Genomic DNA, 18,078 nt, shown 5'->3' on the forward strand with positions numbered 1-18,078 from the left:
ATAGAACAATGAAAAAGCGAACGCCATTCATAAAGAAACTAATAGCTCCTGTATTGTTTATCATTACAGTAGCCCTCTATTTTAATGTTAATTATACTACAGCTATTAATTTATCTTCACTTACTTCAAAGATAGTAAATATAGAGAATAAAGAAGGAATTGATAAAGATGCCTTCAAGGAAGCTATTCCGCAGCCTTTGGCATATGCTGCAGGTGATGATGAGTCTCCTAAGGAGTACAATAATCTGTACAATGCCTCAGCCTTGAACCCTTTTTTCGAAAAGCTTGCTGCTTTGGAGAACTTGAAAGATAGGAAGATTAATATTGTTCATATTGGCGACTCTCACATTCAAGCCGATGTAATGACTAATATTGTAAGACAACGCTTGCAAGAAGAGTTTGGAAATGCTGGTTTAGGTTTAGTATTCCCGTATTCACTTATTAGAACTAATGGGGGACATAATGTGAGCTTCACTTCCAATATCTCTTGGAATAGTGAGAAGAATACTTCTTCTGCAACTGTTGGTATTACAGGTTATTCTCTTTCTACCAGTAACAAGAATTTTGTTATTGAACTGGACTTAAAAAATAAAAACTACACCTTTAATACGGTAAAGATTATTACCCCTAATAACGAACGTTTGTTCGAATTGGCTACCAATGTAGGTAAAGTAGCTCGTTTGAGACCTAGTGTACCTAAAACACTTTCACACAAAGTAGAGCAAGGACAAACACTTTATGGTATTTCAAAGAAATATCACACTTCAGTAGAAAAAATACAACAAGCTAATAACTTAAAAAGCGCACAAATAAGAATTGGGCAAGTATTGCGTATCCCTACTAAAGAAATGGTAGCTTCTACCCCTAAACAAAAAGTAGATTTATCTAATGCTACCATTTTAAACGGTAATTCTTTATATAGCTATTATTCTTATGATAATCTAATCCCTTCCGATAAGGTTTATCTCACAGCCAATACCGAGAGCTCTTCATTTACGCTTAATGGAATTGTCTTAGAAAATGATAAAAACGGAGTTATATATCACAGTATAGGGGTAAATGGTGCTCATTTCTCTGATTATAACAAATCGCAGCTCTTTTTCGACCAAATCAAAGCCTTAGAACCCGATTTAATCATTATATCTTTGGGTACTAATGAAGCTTATTGTCGAATGTCTGCAACTCGTTATGACGAAGAGGTAAATAAATTTATAAAAGCAATTCGCTCTCAATATGGTCAATGTCCTATATTGCTTACTACACCTCCGCCTTCTCTTTACAAAAAGAAAAGTCCTAACCCCTTGTGTATGGAATACGCCGATACTCTCATCGATAATTCAGTAAAAGATAATTACAGTGTTTTCGACCTTTATCGAGCTGTAGGAGGAAATGAAGCGATTCAACGCTTTATTCAGCAAAATCTTATTGCTGGTGATCGCATACATTACACAAGAAGTGGCTATACTGAGCAAGGCGCTCTCTTTTATGATGCTTTTATGAGCAATTACTTGAATTATAAAAAACAATATAAACTACCTTTAAAACCCTATCTAAATTGAGTATAGATGCCTTACTCCAATGGTTTATTGATACATTCACAACTGAAAACATCTCTAAATGGTTTGTTGATAATTTCTCATTCACAACCGAACAAGTAAGACAATGGTTCATTTATGACCCTAATCATCCACTATTATTTAATAGTAGTTTGTTTTTAGGGTTATTTTTGGTGTTTTATTTGGTGTATATTATTACCAAAAAACACGCTCATTTCCGTACTGTTTATGTTACCTTATTTTCCTTATTCTTCTATTATAAGGCAGGAGGTAACTTCTTTGTGTTGCTGATAATCTCCTCATTGTTAAATTATTTCTTTGCAGGACAAATCTATAGAAGACAGAATGCCTCATTGCGCAAGTTCTTCCTGGCAGTGAGTATGGTTGCCGATTTGGGTATTTTAGCCTATTTTAAGTATACTAACTTTTTAATTGATAGTCTCAATACACTACTTCAAAGCAACTTTGCCTTACAAGATATCATCTTGCCTATAGGTATCTCGTTCTATACATTCCAAACAATGAGCTACACTATTGATGTATATCGCCGAGAGATAGAACCTGCTAAATCATTCTTAGATTTTACTTTCTTCGTATGTTTTTTCCCTCAATTAGTGGCAGGGCCTATTGTGCGTGCCAAGGATTTTATACCACAGATATACAAAAAAATAAGCTTAACGAAAGAAGAAACTTCTTTTGCTTTATTCCTTATCATTGGAGGACTGATTAAAAAAGCAGTTATTTCCGATTATATTTCCCTGAACTTTGTAGATAGAGTTTTCGATGCTCCTAACAGCTATACAGCTTTTGAGAACTTAATGGCAGTATATGGCTATTCTTTACAAATATATTGTGACTTCTCAGGCTATTCCGATATGGCTATAGGCTTAGCGCTACTAATGGGCTTTACTCTCCCTATAAACTTCCGTACTCCTTACCAGTCTAAAAATATCACTGAGTTTTGGAGACGTTGGCACATTTCCTTATCCACTTGGCTAAAAGATTATCTTTACTTTTCAGTAGGAGGAAACCGCAAAGGTACTTTTTGGGGCTACTTCTTCCCAACCGTCTTTTTTGCTTCCACTTTGCTATGGGCATTTCATATGCAAGAAAAAACAATGTTGCCTCTTTACATTACCTTAGGGGCTATCGTTGTGTTTGTGTTGGCTATACTTATCTCTAAAAACCGACAAAAATCAGTGCGTAGCCATTTCAACCAGATGACGACAATGCTCCTAGGTGGTTTATGGCACGGAGCTAATTTGCGTTTCATTATTTGGGGAGCATTACACGGTTTAGCTTTGGCTGTTCATAAAACCTTTACAGAGTTCTTCCCTAATAAGAATCCCGAGAAAAGAACTTTTTTTAAAGGTATCGCTAATATCATTTTTGTAGTGATTACTTTCCACTTTGTGGCTTTTTGCTGGATATTTTTCAGAGCCAAAGATTTCGATATCGCTTTAAGTGTAATTTACAATATCCAGTCTATAACCTATGATCTTCATCAATTTCAAGTCATTGCTGAAGGCTATCAAAATGTCTTTTTATTAATGGCAATAGGCTTTGTTTGGCACTTTTTCCCTGCAAGTTTAAACGAATGGCTTAAAAAGGTATTTGGTGCAATGCCTATTCTCTTTAAAGCAATTATTTTGGCACTTACTTTTTGGGTGGTATATGCCACAGCTTCAAGTGGAGCACAACCTTTTATTTACTTCCAGTTTTAGAAGATATACCCTAAGTAACACTTAGTTTTTTACTCGAATAGAACAAATAAAAAAAGTGATTACTTTCTCTTGAAAATAATCACTTTTTTAGTGTTTATATAGTTGTTCTACCCAACTATAATACGCTTGCCAACGCTTTGTTTACTTCGCGTACTGCTCCGGTACTTTCAGCAAATTTCGCTTTTTCAGCCTCGTCGAGTTTTACCTCTACAATTTTTTCAATACCATTTTTGCCAATAATTACAGGTACACCTACGCACACATCTTTTTGTCCGTATTCACCTTCGAGCAATACTGAGCAAGGGAAGAGTTTCTTTTGGTCGCAAGCAATTGCTTGTACTAAAGCTGATACGGCAGCCCCTGGTGCATACCAAGCCGAAGTCCCCAAGAGTTTAGTAAGAGTCGCGCCACCTACTTTGGTGTCTTCTGCAACCTGATTGAGGCGGTCAGTACTTAAAAACTCAGTTACAGGCACACCACGATAGCTTGCCAAACGAGTAAGAGGTAGCATACCACTATCGCTGTGAGCAGCAATTACCATACCATCTACGTCTGAAATCGGACTGTTAAGCGCTTCTGCCAAACGATATTTAAAGCGAGCGCTATCGAGTGCTCCACCCATACCAATGATGTGGTTCTTAGGTAACTTAGTGGCTTTATGTACCAAATAAGCCATAGTGTCCATAGGATTGCTCACTACAATCACAATCACATTAGGTGAGTATTTTACCAATTGTTCTACAACCGATTTCACAATGTTTGCATTGGTGCCGATAAGCTCTTCACGAGTCATACCTGGTTTACGAGGAATACCTGAGGTAATCACTGCTACATCACTGCCCGCAGTTTTTGAATAATCGTTAGTAACCCCTACAATACGAGTGTCAAACCCGTTAAGCGAAGCGGTTTGCATCAAATCCATAGCCTTACCTTCGGCAAAACCTTCTTTGATGTCAATTAAAACTACTTCAGACGCGAAGTCTTTAATAGCAATGTACTCTGCGCAACTTGCTCCTACGGCACCAGCGCCTACTACTGTAACTTTCATATAATCTATTATTTAAGTCAGGAGAAGCCTCCTGATGGTTATTTTCAAGCAACAAAAGTAAGGACTTTTAGCAAATCCTCCAAATTATCTTTAAAAATATTTTTAACATTCTTTTTACTTTTTCATTTTATGCTATGTGCTTTTTATGTACTTTTGCACTTTTAAAACTAATAAACCATTCAAAATGAAAGACACTTATTTTGTGGTGGGCATCTCCACCGAAGTCGGTAAAACCATCGTTTCCGCTATACTTACCGAAGCCCTTCAAGCTGATTATTGGAAACCAATTCAATCTGGCGATTTAGAAAACTCCGATACTCATAAGGTAAAATGCCTCATTAGCAACTCCCGCACGGTATTTCACCCTAATAGTTATGGGCTACACACACCTGCCAGTCCACATCTTTCTGCTCAGTTAGATGGCATTCGCATTGAGCTTTCCAAAATTGTGCGTCCTACCACCTATAACACCTTAATTATTGAAGCAGCAGGAGGTCTCTATGTTCCTTTAAATGATGAAGATACTATGCTCGATCTTATCCTCCCCACCGATAAGGTAGTGCTTGTCTCTCGTCACTATTTGGGTAGTATTAATCATACAATGCTCACTTATGAAGCCCTTAAAAAAAAAGGACTCAACGTTCACGGCATTATTTTTAGTGGTACCCCCACACCGTCTACTGAGGAGTTTATTCTTCATAAAACAGGACTCCCCGTGCTTTTACGTATAGATGAAGAACCTTATTTCGATAAACAAGTTGTTAAAGAATATGCTGGCAAACTAAAAATATAATACAAAATGTTATATTTTTGTAGTAAAAAATAGATTTGTAATCTAATGATAATCAATGTGTCATATACCCTTTGTATAATAATCTTCCAAGATTTGTTCAAGTTTCCTATAAGCTTTGTATAGGTTAAGGATAAATTGAGAAGAGGAAAAATCTATCTATAAATTTGCACAGCTTATAAAATCTTTTTATCTTTGCGCCCGAAAAAAAATGTACATAATAATCATTAAATTAATATTGGAATGTATTTAACAAAAGAAGTAAAAGCGGAAATTTTTAAAAAGTACGCAGGTTCAGAAACCAACACAGGTTCAGCAGAAGGGCAAATCGCTCTTTTTACCCTTAGAATCAATCATCTTACAGAACACTTGAAAGTAAATCGTAAAGATTTCAATACCGAGCGTTCTTTGGTAAGATTGGTAGGTAAACGCAGAAGTTTGCTCGACTATTTGAAAAACACTGATATTGAAAGATATCGTGCGATTATCAAAGAGTTAAACATCAGAAAATAAGCAATACTAAGGAGGCTTTGTGCCTCCTTTTGTTTATTACAGCAGTTTTTCATTGGTTAAACCCTAAAGCCCACAACACAACAATTATTAATTATTAATTAACAATTAAAGAATGATTCCAGAAGTAAAAAAAGAAATCATCGAATTAGGTGATGGTCGTACCATCACTATCGAAACTGGCAAGTTGGCTAAACAAGCCGACGGTGCTGTTGTGGTGCAAATGGGGAATGCGATGCTATTGGCAACTGTAGTATCGGCTAAAGAAATCAATCCTGAAACTGATTTTTTACCTCTTACTGTAGACTATCGTGAGAAGTTTGCAGCAGCAGGTCGTTTCCCTGGAGGCTTCTTCAAACGTGAAACGCGTCCTAGCGATCAAGAAATCTTGACAATGCGCTTGGTAGACCGCGTATTGCGTCCGCTATTCCCTAAAGATTATCACGCTGAAACACAAGTGATGATCCAGCTTATCTCTCACGACGAGAATGTAATGCCCGATGCTTTAGCTGGTCTTGCTGCCTCTGCTTGTTTGGCAGTGTCCGACATTCCGTTTGATGGTCCTATTTCTGAAGTACGCGTAGGTCGTGTAAACGGTCAATTTATCGTAAACCCAAGTCGTGAACAATTAGAAGCTTCTGATATTGATATTATGGTAGGTGCTTCTAAAGACTTTGTGGCAATGGTAGAAGGTGAAATGGACGAGGTAAGCGAAAAAGATATGGCTGAAGCGATCAAATTTGCTCACGAGGCTATCAAACCTCATATCGAAGCTCAGTTGCGTTTGGCTGAAAAAGTAGGTAAGACCGAAAAACGTACTTATGAGCCAGAGGTTGAAAACGAAGAGGTAAAAGCAAAAGTATATCCTTTGGCTTACGAAAAATGCTATGCAATTGCCAAAGAAAATACTACCAAACAAGAACGTGGCGAGAAGTTTAATGCGGTAAAAGAAGAATGCTTGGCACTCTTCACCGAAGAAGAATTAGAAGAGCTTACTCCTATCATTACTCGTTATTTTGACGAGGCTGAAAAAGAAGCCGTGCGTAACCTTATTCTAAACGAAAATATCCGTTTAGACGGTCGTAACACTACCCAAATACGTCCTATTTGGTGTGAAGTAGGTTACTTGCCATCAGCACACGGTTCATCTATCTTTACACGTGGTGAAACCCAATCGCTTACTACCGTTACGTTGGGAACTTCACGCGAAGCAAACGTAATCGATTTGCCTTCAGAACAAGGTGAAGAACGTTTCTACTTGCATTACAACTTCCCTCCTTTCTCTACTGGTGAAGCACGTCCATTACGCGGAACATCGCGCCGTGAGATAGGTCACGGTAACTTAGCACAACGCGCCCTCAAACGTATGATTCCTGAGGATTGCCCTTATACCGTACGTGTAGTTTCTGAAATCTTGGAGTCTAACGGTTCATCTTCAATGGCAACTGTGTGTGCAGGTACTTTAGCCTTGATGGATGCAGGGGTACAAATGGTAAAACCTGTATCGGGTATTGCTATGGGGCTCATCACCGATGGTGAGCGTTATGCAGTACTTTCGGATATCTTAGGTGATGAAGACCACTTAGGTGATATGGACTTTAAGGTAACCGGTACCGCCGATGGTATTACCGCTTGCCAAATGGATATCAAAATAAAAGGTCTTTCTTACGAAATACTCGAAAAAGCTTTGAACCAAGCCCGCGAAGGACGTATGCACATCTTGGGCAAAATCACTGATACGATTGCAAAACCTAACCCTACTGTGAAACCTCACGCTCCTAAAATCGTTAAGATGGATATGCCTAAGGAATACATTGGGGCATTCATCGGTACGGGTGGTAAAAATATTCAAGATTTACAAGCGCGCACCAATACTACTATTGTGGTAGAAGAAGTGGGCGAATTGGGCATCATAGAAATCTTAGGTACTGACGAAGCAGGCATTCAAGAAGCTATTGAGGCAGTAAATGCAGTGAAATTTGAACCTGTAGAAGGAGAAACTTATACTGTGAAAGTAGTGCGTTTAGTAGAGTTCGGTGCTTTTGTAGAGTTTGTTCCTGGCAAAGACTCTTTGCTCCATATCTCAGAAGTATCTTGGGATAGAGTGGATAAAATAGAAGACGCTCTTAAAGAAGGTGATATCATAGAAGTGAAATACCTTGGTATCGACCCTAAAACTAAGAAAACAAGAGTATCACGCAAAGCCTTGTTGCCACGTCCACCACGCGAAGAGCGCCCTGACCGTCCAGCGAGAGAAGACCGTCCTAAGTCTGATAAGCCTTACAACGGTAAACCTCGTAACGACCGCCCTAAAGGACACAATAATAACCAAAAACCACGTCAAGAATAGACGTATGTTATAGAATTTTTGTATTCATAATATTTTTAAAACCGAAGATTTTGTACTTTTATAGTATAAAGTTTTCGGTTTTTCTTTTTTTTAGTATCTTTGCCTTCAGATAAAAGATTTCAAAAATGAAACCCTTTCTAATTTCAATAATAACTGATGTGATTGATGCGCCTATAACATTGGTATATAATATTGTTACTGATAACAAGAACTTTCAGTGGCGAAAGGAAGTGGAAAACATTGAGTTATTAGAAGATGGTTTTATTGAATATTACAAAGGTGGGGGACACACGCTTTTTAAGAATATTCAGAAGAAAGAATATGATTATTATGCCTTTACAATGCAACACAAACTATTCAATGGAGAATGGGAAGGAAAGTTTGAATCGTATAACGGACGTACTAAAGTTTACTTTCAAGAGAAAATACATATCAAAAACTTCTTTTTAAGACTTATTGTGCCTTTCTTTTGGAATTTAAAACGGATACAACAAAACTATATTACCGCATTAAAAGCAGAAGTATATGGAAAGCAATAGATACATACATTTGTGGCTACCCATAATGGGACTACACGCTTTGCATCAAGTAGAAGAGAGTATTTCTTTCTGGCAATGGTATATTGACTTTGTAGATAAGATACCCTCTTGGTTGCAGTTCTCAAGAATTTTAGAGAATGCTCATTTAGCCAATGAACACCCTGAATATTTTATAGGAGCTTCTATAGGACAACTCACTTTGGTAGCGGTCATTGCTTTTTTATGTCAAAAGAGCGAAAAAGCCACGAGAATTGCTCTTGGTTTATACCTTGCAGGATTGAGTTTTTTCTTAGTATATCATATCCTAATAAGCTATTTTACCCATTCCTATTCTCCCGTAATGGTAACCTGCCTCATAGGTGTTTACCTCATTCCAAAATGGGGGTATCAGTTGTTTAAAAGATAAAAATAATAGCTATATCAGAAATGATACAAACTTACAGAGCTCTTGGTTTAGAAACCTCGTTGAACTTCGGTCAGTATGCTAAGCTTTTGCAAAATGAGGTAGCCAAAGAAAAGAAATTTAGAGAAAAAGAAGACAAAACCATAAAATAAAAATTTTAAAAATAGAAATACAATGAAAAAATGGATTATAGGAGCGGTGATTACTGTGATTGCCGTATTAGGTTTCTTTATTTACCGCGCTGTACTGGTGAGCAATACAGCTTTTCAAACCCAAGAAGAAATAGTATATATCCCTACAGGAGCCGATTTTAGCGATGTGTTGCACGTGATGAGTCCCTTGTTGAAAGACCGTACTTCTTTTATCCAAGTAGCTAAGCGTATAGGTTATGCCGATAAAGTAAAAGCAGGTAAATACATCATCAAAAAAGGGGCAACCAATATAGATATCGTACGCACTCTTCGCAATCGCAATACTCCTGTGAAACTCAAATTCAACAATCAGGAGCGATTAGAAGACTTTGCAGGACGTATCGCTGCTCAAATAGAACCCGATAGTGCTACTCTAATGCGTGCTTTCTTAAACCCTAACTTCCTCAAAGAGAACGGTTTCACCGATGCTACTGCATTGGCAATGTATATCCCCAATACGTATGAGTTCTATTGGAATACCTCTGCCGAAGAATTTCGTGACCGTATGCTCAAAGAATATGAGCGTTTTTGGACGCCTGAACGCAAAGCCCAAGCCCAAAAGCAAGGGCTTACGCCCATAGAAGTGAGTATATTGGCATCAATTGTACAGAAAGAAACGGCTAAGGTAGACGAGCGTCCGCGCATAGCAGGGGTTTACTTGAACCGCTTACATATCAATATGAAATTGCAAGCTGACCCTACTGCTATCTTTGCTATGAAAAACCATACAGGTGATTACAATATGGTAATAAAACGCGTTACCGAGGTACATACAAGTTTGCAAAACCCCTATAATACTTATCGGAATTACGGTTTACCTGTGGGACTTATCACGATGCCTGACATATCGAGTATTGAAGCTGTGCTCAACCCTGAGCAACACGATTATCTCTTTTTTGTTGCTGATACTGAAAATTACGGTTATCACAAATTTTCGCGTACCTATATGCAACACCTACAAGGGAAAAAGCAATATACAAGATGGGTTGATGACAAAGGAATTAAATAGAAGATGATTAATGGTTAATGGTTAATGATTAATGGTTAATGGTTAATGATTAATGGTGAAATTAGGGGTAACTTATACAGAGCTTATAGGATAAATGAACAATGAGTGGCTCTACAGTGGGTCTACAGTGGGTCTACAGTGGGTCTACAGTGGGTCTACAGTGGGTCTACAGTGGGTCTACAGTGGGTCTACAGTGGGTCTACAACGAACAAAAGACGAACGATAAACGAAGGAACAACGAATGTAAAGTGGAAGTAAAGTGAAGGAGAGATATATTAAAAAGGTTTCTTTGTTCACTTATTTTCCAATTGCTGATACCTGCTAAGCGGGTACTGTAATGACAGTTATTATAGATGAATAATATATTTATTGGGCACTCATAAAAAATAAATGTTAAAAATCTTGTGTTTTTATGGGTGAAGACCTAATTTTGCCTTGTAAAATGAAGTTTTTTAAGGCTTAATAATGATGTTGGATTTTAAACGAACAGCAAATGTATTTACTCTAATACTACTACTTATACTCTTTTCTTCAACAGAGATTCTTAAAGCACAGCAAATAAAAACTGTAATTTCAGAGAATGTAAAATTTACTACTTCTGGTTTTCAAGAAGGCACTTATATTTCCGTGAGAATTATTTTTCCTAAAGATAAAGAAAAGATAGATATACGATTCACTTTTCCTGAAGGAATTGAATATGCGGGATATACTCTTGAAAAGAACAGTGCCATACGAAAAGTTATTCCCAAAGATATAAATTTACCTAATAACCCTGTGCTTACTGTACTAAGTAGACCAGGAAGTACAACACATCTTTTAGTGAAACGGAGAATTACTAAAAGAGGGTACAGCTATCTTAAAACACATTTATCTCTTCAAGATGAAGTGGGGGTAATGATTGATGAGGTAACGGTTGCTACTAAAAAATCTAATGAATATTTTTTGAATACTCCTAATCTGCAAATTACGACACAAAAGGTGAAAGAGAATCCTATGGAGGATTATTCGAGAGTGTTTGGTATTGAGAATAAAACCATAGAAGGAAAAAGAGTAGGTATCATAAACGATATTTATTTTTCGGTGAAACACCCATTAGGGGTTAAAACACGAAAAATGATTTACAATAAAAAAGTACTTACTCCCATAAGTAAAGTGCCACAGCATATGGGGCAAAATGGAGGAGAGGATTTGTATGTGATACGAATTTCGGAAGGATTAAAAGAGAAGGATGGAGTTTGGATTACAGAAGAGTATACGGCGAAAGGTTGTAAAGCCAATGGGGAGGTGCGTTATGAGGCTTATTGGGGAGAAAATCCTTTGGAATTATATGAAGTGAGTAGTGCTGTTCAATCGATTACAATGCAAGTGGCAACTGATGAAAACCCTAATGTTATTTTAAATCGACAGAGTACAGCAACTTATTTTAAATGGAGTGAAGGCTTCTGTGGAAATACTTTGGGAATGTTTACTACACAATACATTAATAAAGGGAATGCAACGGCTTATGATCTTCAACTGACCCTTTATGAAGAAGAGGATTCGGTGAAATTTAAGGCTTATAAACCTACGAATTTTCGTATTATAGATAGTGAGAAAAAAGAAATTATTATCCCTGATAAAGCCATACAAATGCCTGATGGTGTGTTAGGAAAACGCATCATTAGCTTTGCTGAATTAGAAAGCTTTAAGAATTTAGCATTAGGACAACGCAATATAGGTCTTACTGATGAAGATGGTGATGGGGTAAGAGATGATTTGGCACCAGAAGAAAAGTTAGAGATACGGTTTGATTTAGTTAGAAATGATAATATTCCCTGCTTATCATCTACCGAAGGGATATTTGCAGTAAGTATTATTACTGAGCTTTCTTACCATAGCTTGTGTGGTATTTCTTTTCATAAACAAGAGTCATTAAGTGACCATACTTTTAAACGAAAAATAAAAGATGTGAAAGACACTTCAAGATTTCCTGCCTTATTAGCATTTAACCAACCTATACCGGCTTCAATATCTTTTACTGCTTCTGTAACTTCACAAGACAATATTCAACAATTACAATCACATCACAAAGAAATAGCAGAAAGGAAGTATCGTTATGAGCTGTTGTTACCCGAAGGAATGGCAATGATGAATATAAAGTTTTATAAAACCGATGCTTATGGGGGTTCGGTAGCACCTGCAATAACTCTGCCTGATGTCTCTTCGGGAGGAACATTCAGTTATACCACAGCAGATGAGGTTTGGGGATATATCACTTTTGATATGATTTTAACAACTTGCAAGGCAAACAAGGTTTCTTTGCAATATTCAATTTGGCAAATGGATAAGAATAGGTATAATACTTATTGCAAAATACCCTATATCTGTACACAAAGGACGATAGTTGCCAAGTGTCCTGATGTGTGCTTTGAGAATGCCCCTAAAACACTTTCAACAACAATAGAAAGGGCTGATAATTCGTATGGTTGGACAGATTATACAATGACCAAATGGCAAAAACGCGCTAAACTGAGGCAAGAAGACCGCAAGCGAGCTCTTTACTTAGACGATATTGAAATAATATCAGAGGGTGTACAATTAGGGGGCTCTACTAAGAATCTTTATTATTATGTGCAGGTACCTAAAACAGTGGAATTATTGCCTAAACAGGTTAGTTTAAAGATAGGAGAGCATCTCATAACATTGCTTGCCAAGCAGGGTGTCCTTCGTGAGACTACCGATAATGAAAATAATTATTTCTTGTGGAATTTAACAGAGGCATTACCTTCTCGAGGAGTTTTAGCAGATGAGAAATTTACTGCTGTTGTTACTTATCAAGTGGAGAGTTGTACTGGCGAAGATGTTACTTTAACCTCTCAATTAAAAGAAGAGATAGGTTCTTTTTTTTATAGAATTGATGGAACAAAAGAACAAACCATAAATGAAAGAGGTTATCATACGGAGGAATTATATTGTGGAGAAGAGAGTAAAAGTGTATTTTATATTGTAAATATACCTGATGAAGATGTTTATTCTTGCTATAAGATGAAAGATTGTATGTTATTTCCTTTACGAAATAAGGCAGGGAAGAGTGTTATTCAACAGACTACCGATAGAATATTTAAAGATGAATATCGCCCTAAGAGGCTTGTAAAGATTATAGAGATAAAAGTGCCTAAGGGTTATGATTTGGTAAAGCCGGTGGCGTATCATTATTTAGAAAACACGGCAACTAATGTAGTGCATATTCCGTTAGAAAGCTTTACAACAGAAGAAGATAAGGATTTTAAAGTGTATACTTATACTAACCCTATGAAAGGAACGGAGGGGTATTTACCTCCAGAAATTATTTCGGGACAAAATGATGAGACTCAGTATATAGAAGTTTTTGTACAGCCTACTTGTAAAGCAAAAGTATGTACAAGCGAAGAAGAAGCCTTTAACCATAATCAATTAGTAATTATGGGGGTAACCTATGAAGGTTTTTATTATCATTATGCTAATAGTGGACAGACAAAGATTACGAAACAGAATACATCGAATACTTTGCTTTATGGGGGACAGCGCTCTATTACTTTGCAGTCTATCACCCCTCAGAATATAAAAATACATAACACGACCTTTTTTATAGACTTTAAGTTACAAAATTTGAACAGGGAGCCCATAGATAATATTTGGCTTATGCTCCGCAATATACAAGGTATAGAAGTATTGAGATTGTTAGCAATAGACCCTATTAAACAGAAAGAGCAAACAGTTATCACAGCCCAAGATGTGCAAGGGAAGAAGTATTATTCTTTAAGTGAGCTACGAGCCCATACAGATATGGTTTATCGATTAGAATACCGAGTGACCAACTGCGATATGACACATTTTACCGTTGAGGTATATGTAGGCAGGAGTTGTAATGATAATTTAATGGAATGCAATATGCAACAACTTGTGTATAATGTAGAAAGTGAAGAGGGAGTAACACCTGATATTGTTGTTGTAACACAACCTGAGAGTCAAGTGTTATGCAATGGAGAAAGAGCTGTATTTACTTCTGAAGCTAAACTTATCTCAGCAAGTGCTACGGGAAAAAACATCGGCTATCAGTGGCAAGAATTAACTAATAAAAGCACCCAATGGAAGGATATAGATACAGAAAAGGGCTCTGTTAGAAGTGGAGATAAAGTAACCTTATTTTTTGATGCTATCAATGCTGATTTAAACGACAATAAGTATAGGGTGAAATATAGTTATACGGACGTAAGAACTGCTACCGTTCAGTATTCTGAAGAGGCAATATTGAAGGTGAATTATTTAACTATCAAGCAACAACCTACCTCAGCTGTTTATATTCAGAAAGCTTTACCATCGCCTTTGTTTGTGATAGTGAAGGGTACCACTACACCTGTGTATCAGTGGTATGAAAGTACTAAGAACACAAAAATTAATGGTAAGGCAATAGATTCTCGTGCGAATAGTTATACACCTTCGACAGAAGCAGTAGGGGAGAGGTATTATTATGTGACTATAACCGATAGATGTGGCACTGTAACGAGTTCAGTAGCCAAAATAGAGGTAAAAGCAGATACTTTTACAACAACAAGTGAATTGAAAAGAATTACTGTTTACAATGGTTTATCAGTAAACGGAGATGGAAAGAATGATTGTTTTTATATCAGAGGAATAGAGCATTACCCCAATAATAGAGTTAAGGTATACAATCGGGCAGGTGAAAAAGTGTTTGATATAAAAGGATATGACAATACTTCTCACGTATTAAAAGGAGATAAAATGCCCTTAGGAACTTACTACTATGTGTTAGAATATTACGATGCTCAACGGAAAGAAACACAAATAGGGTGGCTGTATATACAAAAATAATAAGGGTATAGATATAAAATATTGTGTAAAAAGTGGTAGAAATGTAAAAAAGTTGTACTTTTGCCGAAATAAAAGTTAGTTAGATTTACTATCTACCTGATTAACAGTAATGAAGAAAAATAGTTAAGTAATACACAGTTTAAAAATGATTAAAAAAGCGTTTATTTTAGTATTAACAATGTTTAGTGTAGGGATATATGGACAACAAGAGTCGCAATATACCCAGTATATGTACAACACTATGATGTTTAACCCAGCTTATACAGGCTCAAGAGAGGTAGGCAGTTTCTTTGGTATGTTTCGTACCCAATGGGTAGGCATCAAAGGAGCCCCTACTAATGGAAGCATTAGTTATCATCAACCAATGGAGAGCTTACGCAATGTAGGTTTGGGAGGAAGTATTTTTAGAGAGAGTATAGGACCTCAAAATCAAACGGATTTAACGATTGATTTTTCATATACTTTGAACTTTGAGAACTCCAAATTAGCTTTTGGAATCAATGGCTCGGGGAGCTTATTTCAAATAAATTATGATGAGCTAACTAAACAAGACCAAGCAGACCCTAACTTATCGGGCAGTGAGAGTGTTTTTTCACCTAATATAGGAGCGGGTATTTATTGGTATACTGATAAGTATTATTTAGGGTTTTCAGTGCCTAATATGTTAGAAACCACTCATTACAACAAGAGTTCAGTGTCTGTGTTGAAGAATACACAACATATGTATTTAATCGGTGGTTATGTGTTCAACTTGTCAGAGAACACAAAATTCAAACCCGCAGTGCTTTCTAAGATAGCTTTTGGAGCACCCTTGCAATTGGACTTATCGGCAAACTTTATGTTTAATGAGAAGTTTGTGTTGGGGGCAGCTTACAGATGGTCGGCAGCAGTGAGCGTAATGGCAGGTTTTCAGATAAGCGAACGTTGGTTTGCGGGATATGCTTATGACTTTGAGACGACTGAATTATCAAAATATAACTCAGGTTCACACGAAATCTTTTTGCGTTATGAACTGCTCAAAACCTATAAGAAAATAGTGTCTCCTCGTTTCTTTTAGTTAGGAAGGAGAACAGAGAGTATAAGCCTTTATAAATTACTTAAAATTGAATTGTTGATGAGAAAATACACTTTTATAATAGCCTTATTTTGTGGAATATCTGTACTGTTTGCCCAGAATGAGAAAGAGTTGCAAAAGGCAAAGGAAATGTATAAAAACTTTGCTTATGTTGATGCTATAAAAATATATGAAAGCATTGCTAAGAAAGGATTTGTGAATCAAGATATATTAGAAAACCTTGGTAATTCATACTACTACAATGCCGAATACAAGAAAGCATTACCTTGGTACAAACAGCTATTTGAGAATAAGAAATATAAAATCAAACCTGAATATTACTATCGCTATGCACAAGTACTAAAATCAGTAGGGAAATATGACGAAGCAAATAAGCTAATGTCTCAGTTTGCTGAGCTTACAGGTAATAATGATACGCGTGCTGTACTTTATGAAGAGAATAAGGACTATCGGGAAGTGATAGAGAGTAATTCAGGACGTTTGCAATTGCACCCAGTAGCTATTAACACGGAATATTCAGAATATGGGACAGCTTTTTATGGTGATAAAATAGTTTTTGCAGCAGCTAATAGCGGTAGAGCTTCTAAAGGAGGAATTTCACAATGGACAGGAGAGAGTTTTTATGACCTGTATATAGCAGACCGCAATAAGCAAGAATTAAGTAATAAGAAACCTTTTTCATCAGCTTTAAATACAAAGTTTAATGAATCTACGGCTGTATTTACAAAAGATGGAAAAACAGTGTATTTTACCCGTAATAACTATATAAATAAAAAGATAGGAACGAATGGAGAAAATACTATCTTACTAAAAATACTTAAAGCAACCAAAGATGAAAAAGGTGATTGGGGAAATGTAGTAGAGGTGCCATTTAATAGTAACCAATACAATGTGGCACACCCAGCCTTGAGTCCTGATGAAAAATATCTTTATTTTGCTTCAGATATGAAAGGGACCTTAGGGAGTTCGGATATCTTTCGCGTAGAGATTTTAGGAAATAACAAATACGGTAGACCCGAAAATTTAGGAGATGTTATCAATACGTCGGGACGTGAATCTTTCCCTTTTATCTCTAAGAATAATGTGTTATATTACTCATCAGATGGCTTTCCAGGGTTAGGAGGTTTGGATATCTTTGCAGTAAAGTTTTATGAAGACGGAACAGTATCAAAACCTATTAATATAGGTAAGCCAGGTAATAGTGCTGATGATGATTTTTGTTTTATAATGGATAGTGACAGTAGGATAGGATTTTTAAGTTCTAATAGAGCTGGAGGAAAGGGTAAAGATGATATTTACAGCTTTTATGAAGAGAAACCTTTATCCTTTGACTGTGAGAAAATGCTGAAAGGAGTACTGAAAAATGCTAATACAAAAAGCGTTATCGTAGATGCTCTTATAGTACTATCAGATAGAACAATGAAACAGATAGATACTCAAAAAACTAAAGAAGATGGTACTTTTGCATTCAAGAAGGTGGATTGTAAAGAATTATATTATTACCTAAGAGCTGAAAAAGATAAATATGAAACCACAGAAGTGAAAGTATTAACGGATAAAGAAGGAGATATCTTTTACGAGTTCTTGTTAAAACCGAGAGAAATAGCTATCTCAAAGGATACTGATTTAGCTAAAGTATTTGAGATAAAAGAAATATACTTCGATTTAAACAAGTCGAACATCAGACCAGATGCAGCGGTAGAATTAGCTAAGATTGTGGAAGTGATGAAACAATATCCTAAGATGAAGATAGATATTCGTTCGCACACCGATAGCCGAGCTACAGATTCTTATAACTTAGCTTTATCTGACCGTCGGGCTAAATCAACTCTTGAATGGATAGTTAAGCAAGGTATTGACCGCAAGCGATTGAAAGCGAAAGGCTATGGAGAAACGCAATTAGTAAATGGTTGCTCAAATGGAGTGCCTTGCACTGAAGAACAACATCAAGCTAACCGCCGTAGTGAGTTTATTGTGGTAAGTATGGATTAATAGAAATATTGTAATGGAAGATTAGGAGTTATAAATTAAC

Annotated in this window: 13 protein-coding genes; 12 read left to right on the forward strand and 1 reads right to left on the reverse strand. The window is 36.5% G+C overall.

Annotated elements, in window-relative coordinates; translation table 11 throughout:
* Positions 1 to 8: 8 nt before the first annotated feature.
* Positions 9 to 1,559, forward strand: coding sequence for a LysM peptidoglycan-binding domain-containing protein (locus tag HW279_RS07970; RefSeq protein WP_178958583.1), 1,551 nt, complete (start codon positions 9 to 11; stop codon positions 1,557 to 1,559).
* The gene (locus tag HW279_RS07975; RefSeq protein WP_178958584.1) at positions 1,556 to 3,280 is read left to right on the forward strand and encodes an MBOAT family O-acyltransferase; all 1,725 of its coding nucleotides are present in this window, start codon (positions 1,556 to 1,558) and stop codon (positions 3,278 to 3,280) included. Before HW279_RS07970 ends, HW279_RS07975 begins: the two co-directional genes overlap by 4 nt.
* Positions 3,281 to 3,395: 115 nt before the next feature.
* Here the strand turns inward: HW279_RS07975 and HW279_RS07980 are convergent, their stop codons facing one another.
* Positions 3,396 to 4,328 (reverse strand): malate dehydrogenase, encoded by a 933-nt coding sequence (locus tag HW279_RS07980; RefSeq protein ID WP_178958585.1) that lies wholly within the window; start codon positions 4,326 to 4,328, stop codon positions 3,396 to 3,398.
* A 184-nt stretch (positions 4,329 to 4,512) separates the two neighbouring features.
* Between HW279_RS07980 and bioD the strand changes: the two genes are divergently transcribed.
* From bioD to HW279_RS08025, 10 genes are all read left to right on the forward strand, one after another.
* A complete protein-coding gene (bioD, locus tag HW279_RS07985; protein WP_178958586.1) occupies positions 4,513 to 5,121 on the forward strand; it encodes a dethiobiotin synthase in 609 nt (202 codons plus the stop codon).
* Positions 5,122 to 5,361: 240 nt separating this feature from the next.
* Entirely contained in the window at positions 5,362 to 5,631 is a 270-nt protein-coding gene (gene rpsO / locus HW279_RS07990) for a 30S ribosomal protein S15 (protein ID WP_015782751.1), read from the forward strand.
* A 112-nt stretch (positions 5,632 to 5,743) separates the two neighbouring features.
* Positions 5,744 to 7,978, forward strand: coding sequence for a polyribonucleotide nucleotidyltransferase (locus HW279_RS07995; protein ID WP_178958587.1), 2,235 nt, complete (start codon positions 5,744 to 5,746; stop codon positions 7,976 to 7,978).
* A gap of 125 nt (positions 7,979 to 8,103) precedes the next feature.
* Positions 8,104 to 8,517 carry a hypothetical protein gene (locus HW279_RS08000; RefSeq protein ID WP_178958588.1) on the forward strand — a complete coding sequence of 138 codons (414 nt, stop codon included), beginning with the start codon at positions 8,104 to 8,106 and terminating at the stop codon, positions 8,515 to 8,517.
* Positions 8,504 to 8,923, forward strand: a complete 420-nt coding sequence (locus HW279_RS08005) for an HXXEE domain-containing protein (protein WP_178958589.1) — start codon at positions 8,504 to 8,506, stop codon at positions 8,921 to 8,923. Before HW279_RS08000 ends, HW279_RS08005 begins: the two co-directional genes overlap by 14 nt.
* A gap of 20 nt (positions 8,924 to 8,943) precedes the next feature.
* Positions 8,944 to 9,072: a hypothetical protein gene (locus HW279_RS11180; protein ID WP_255495804.1), complete on the forward strand. Its 129-nt coding sequence runs from the start codon at positions 8,944 to 8,946 to the stop codon at positions 9,070 to 9,072.
* Between the two features lie 22 nt (positions 9,073 to 9,094).
* The gene (gene mltG, locus HW279_RS08010; protein WP_178958590.1) at positions 9,095 to 10,120 is read left to right on the forward strand and encodes an endolytic transglycosylase MltG; all 1,026 of its coding nucleotides are present in this window, start codon (positions 9,095 to 9,097) and stop codon (positions 10,118 to 10,120) included.
* A 465-nt stretch (positions 10,121 to 10,585) separates the two neighbouring features.
* Positions 10,586 to 14,971: a gliding motility-associated C-terminal domain-containing protein gene (locus tag HW279_RS08015; RefSeq protein ID WP_255495805.1), complete on the forward strand. Its 4,386-nt coding sequence runs from the start codon at positions 10,586 to 10,588 to the stop codon at positions 14,969 to 14,971.
* A 145-nt stretch (positions 14,972 to 15,116) separates the two neighbouring features.
* Entirely contained in the window at positions 15,117 to 16,028 is a 912-nt protein-coding gene (locus tag HW279_RS08020; RefSeq protein WP_178958591.1) for a type IX secretion system membrane protein PorP/SprF, read from the forward strand.
* A 57-nt stretch (positions 16,029 to 16,085) separates the two neighbouring features.
* A complete protein-coding gene (locus HW279_RS08025) occupies positions 16,086 to 18,038 on the forward strand; it encodes an OmpA family protein (protein ID WP_178958592.1) in 1,953 nt (650 codons plus the stop codon).
* The last annotated feature ends 40 nt before the right edge of the window (positions 18,039 to 18,078 follow it).

This window comes from Capnocytophaga sp. oral taxon 903 (assembly GCF_013394785.1).
Taxonomy (GTDB): domain Bacteria; phylum Bacteroidota; class Bacteroidia; order Flavobacteriales; family Flavobacteriaceae; genus Capnocytophaga; species Capnocytophaga ochracea.

Coding starts and splice junctions, on each gene's coding strand:
- bioD (WP_178958586.1), top strand. CDS start 4,513: ATGAAAGACACTTATTTTGTGGTGGGCATCTCCACCGAAGTCGGTAAA.
- rpsO (WP_015782751.1), top strand. CDS start 5,362: ATGTATTTAACAAAAGAAGTAAAAGCGGAAATTTTTAAAAAGTACGCA.
- HW279_RS08025 (WP_178958592.1), top strand. CDS start 16,086: ATGAGAAAATACACTTTTATAATAGCCTTATTTTGTGGAATATCTGTA.
- HW279_RS08000 (WP_178958588.1), top strand. CDS start 8,104: ATGAAACCCTTTCTAATTTCAATAATAACTGATGTGATTGATGCGCCT.
- HW279_RS07970 (WP_178958583.1), top strand. CDS start 9: ATGAAAAAGCGAACGCCATTCATAAAGAAACTAATAGCTCCTGTATTG.
- HW279_RS07980 (WP_178958585.1), bottom strand. CDS start 4,328: ATGAAAGTTACAGTAGTAGGCGCTGGTGCCGTAGGAGCAAGTTGCGCA.
- HW279_RS07995 (WP_178958587.1), top strand. CDS start 5,744: ATGATTCCAGAAGTAAAAAAAGAAATCATCGAATTAGGTGATGGTCGT.
- mltG (WP_178958590.1), top strand. CDS start 9,095: ATGAAAAAATGGATTATAGGAGCGGTGATTACTGTGATTGCCGTATTA.
- HW279_RS08005 (WP_178958589.1), top strand. CDS start 8,504: ATGGAAAGCAATAGATACATACATTTGTGGCTACCCATAATGGGACTA.
- HW279_RS08020 (WP_178958591.1), top strand. CDS start 15,117: ATGATTAAAAAAGCGTTTATTTTAGTATTAACAATGTTTAGTGTAGGG.
- HW279_RS11180 (WP_255495804.1), top strand. CDS start 8,944: ATGATACAAACTTACAGAGCTCTTGGTTTAGAAACCTCGTTGAACTTC.
- HW279_RS08015 (WP_255495805.1), top strand. CDS start 10,586: ATGATGTTGGATTTTAAACGAACAGCAAATGTATTTACTCTAATACTA.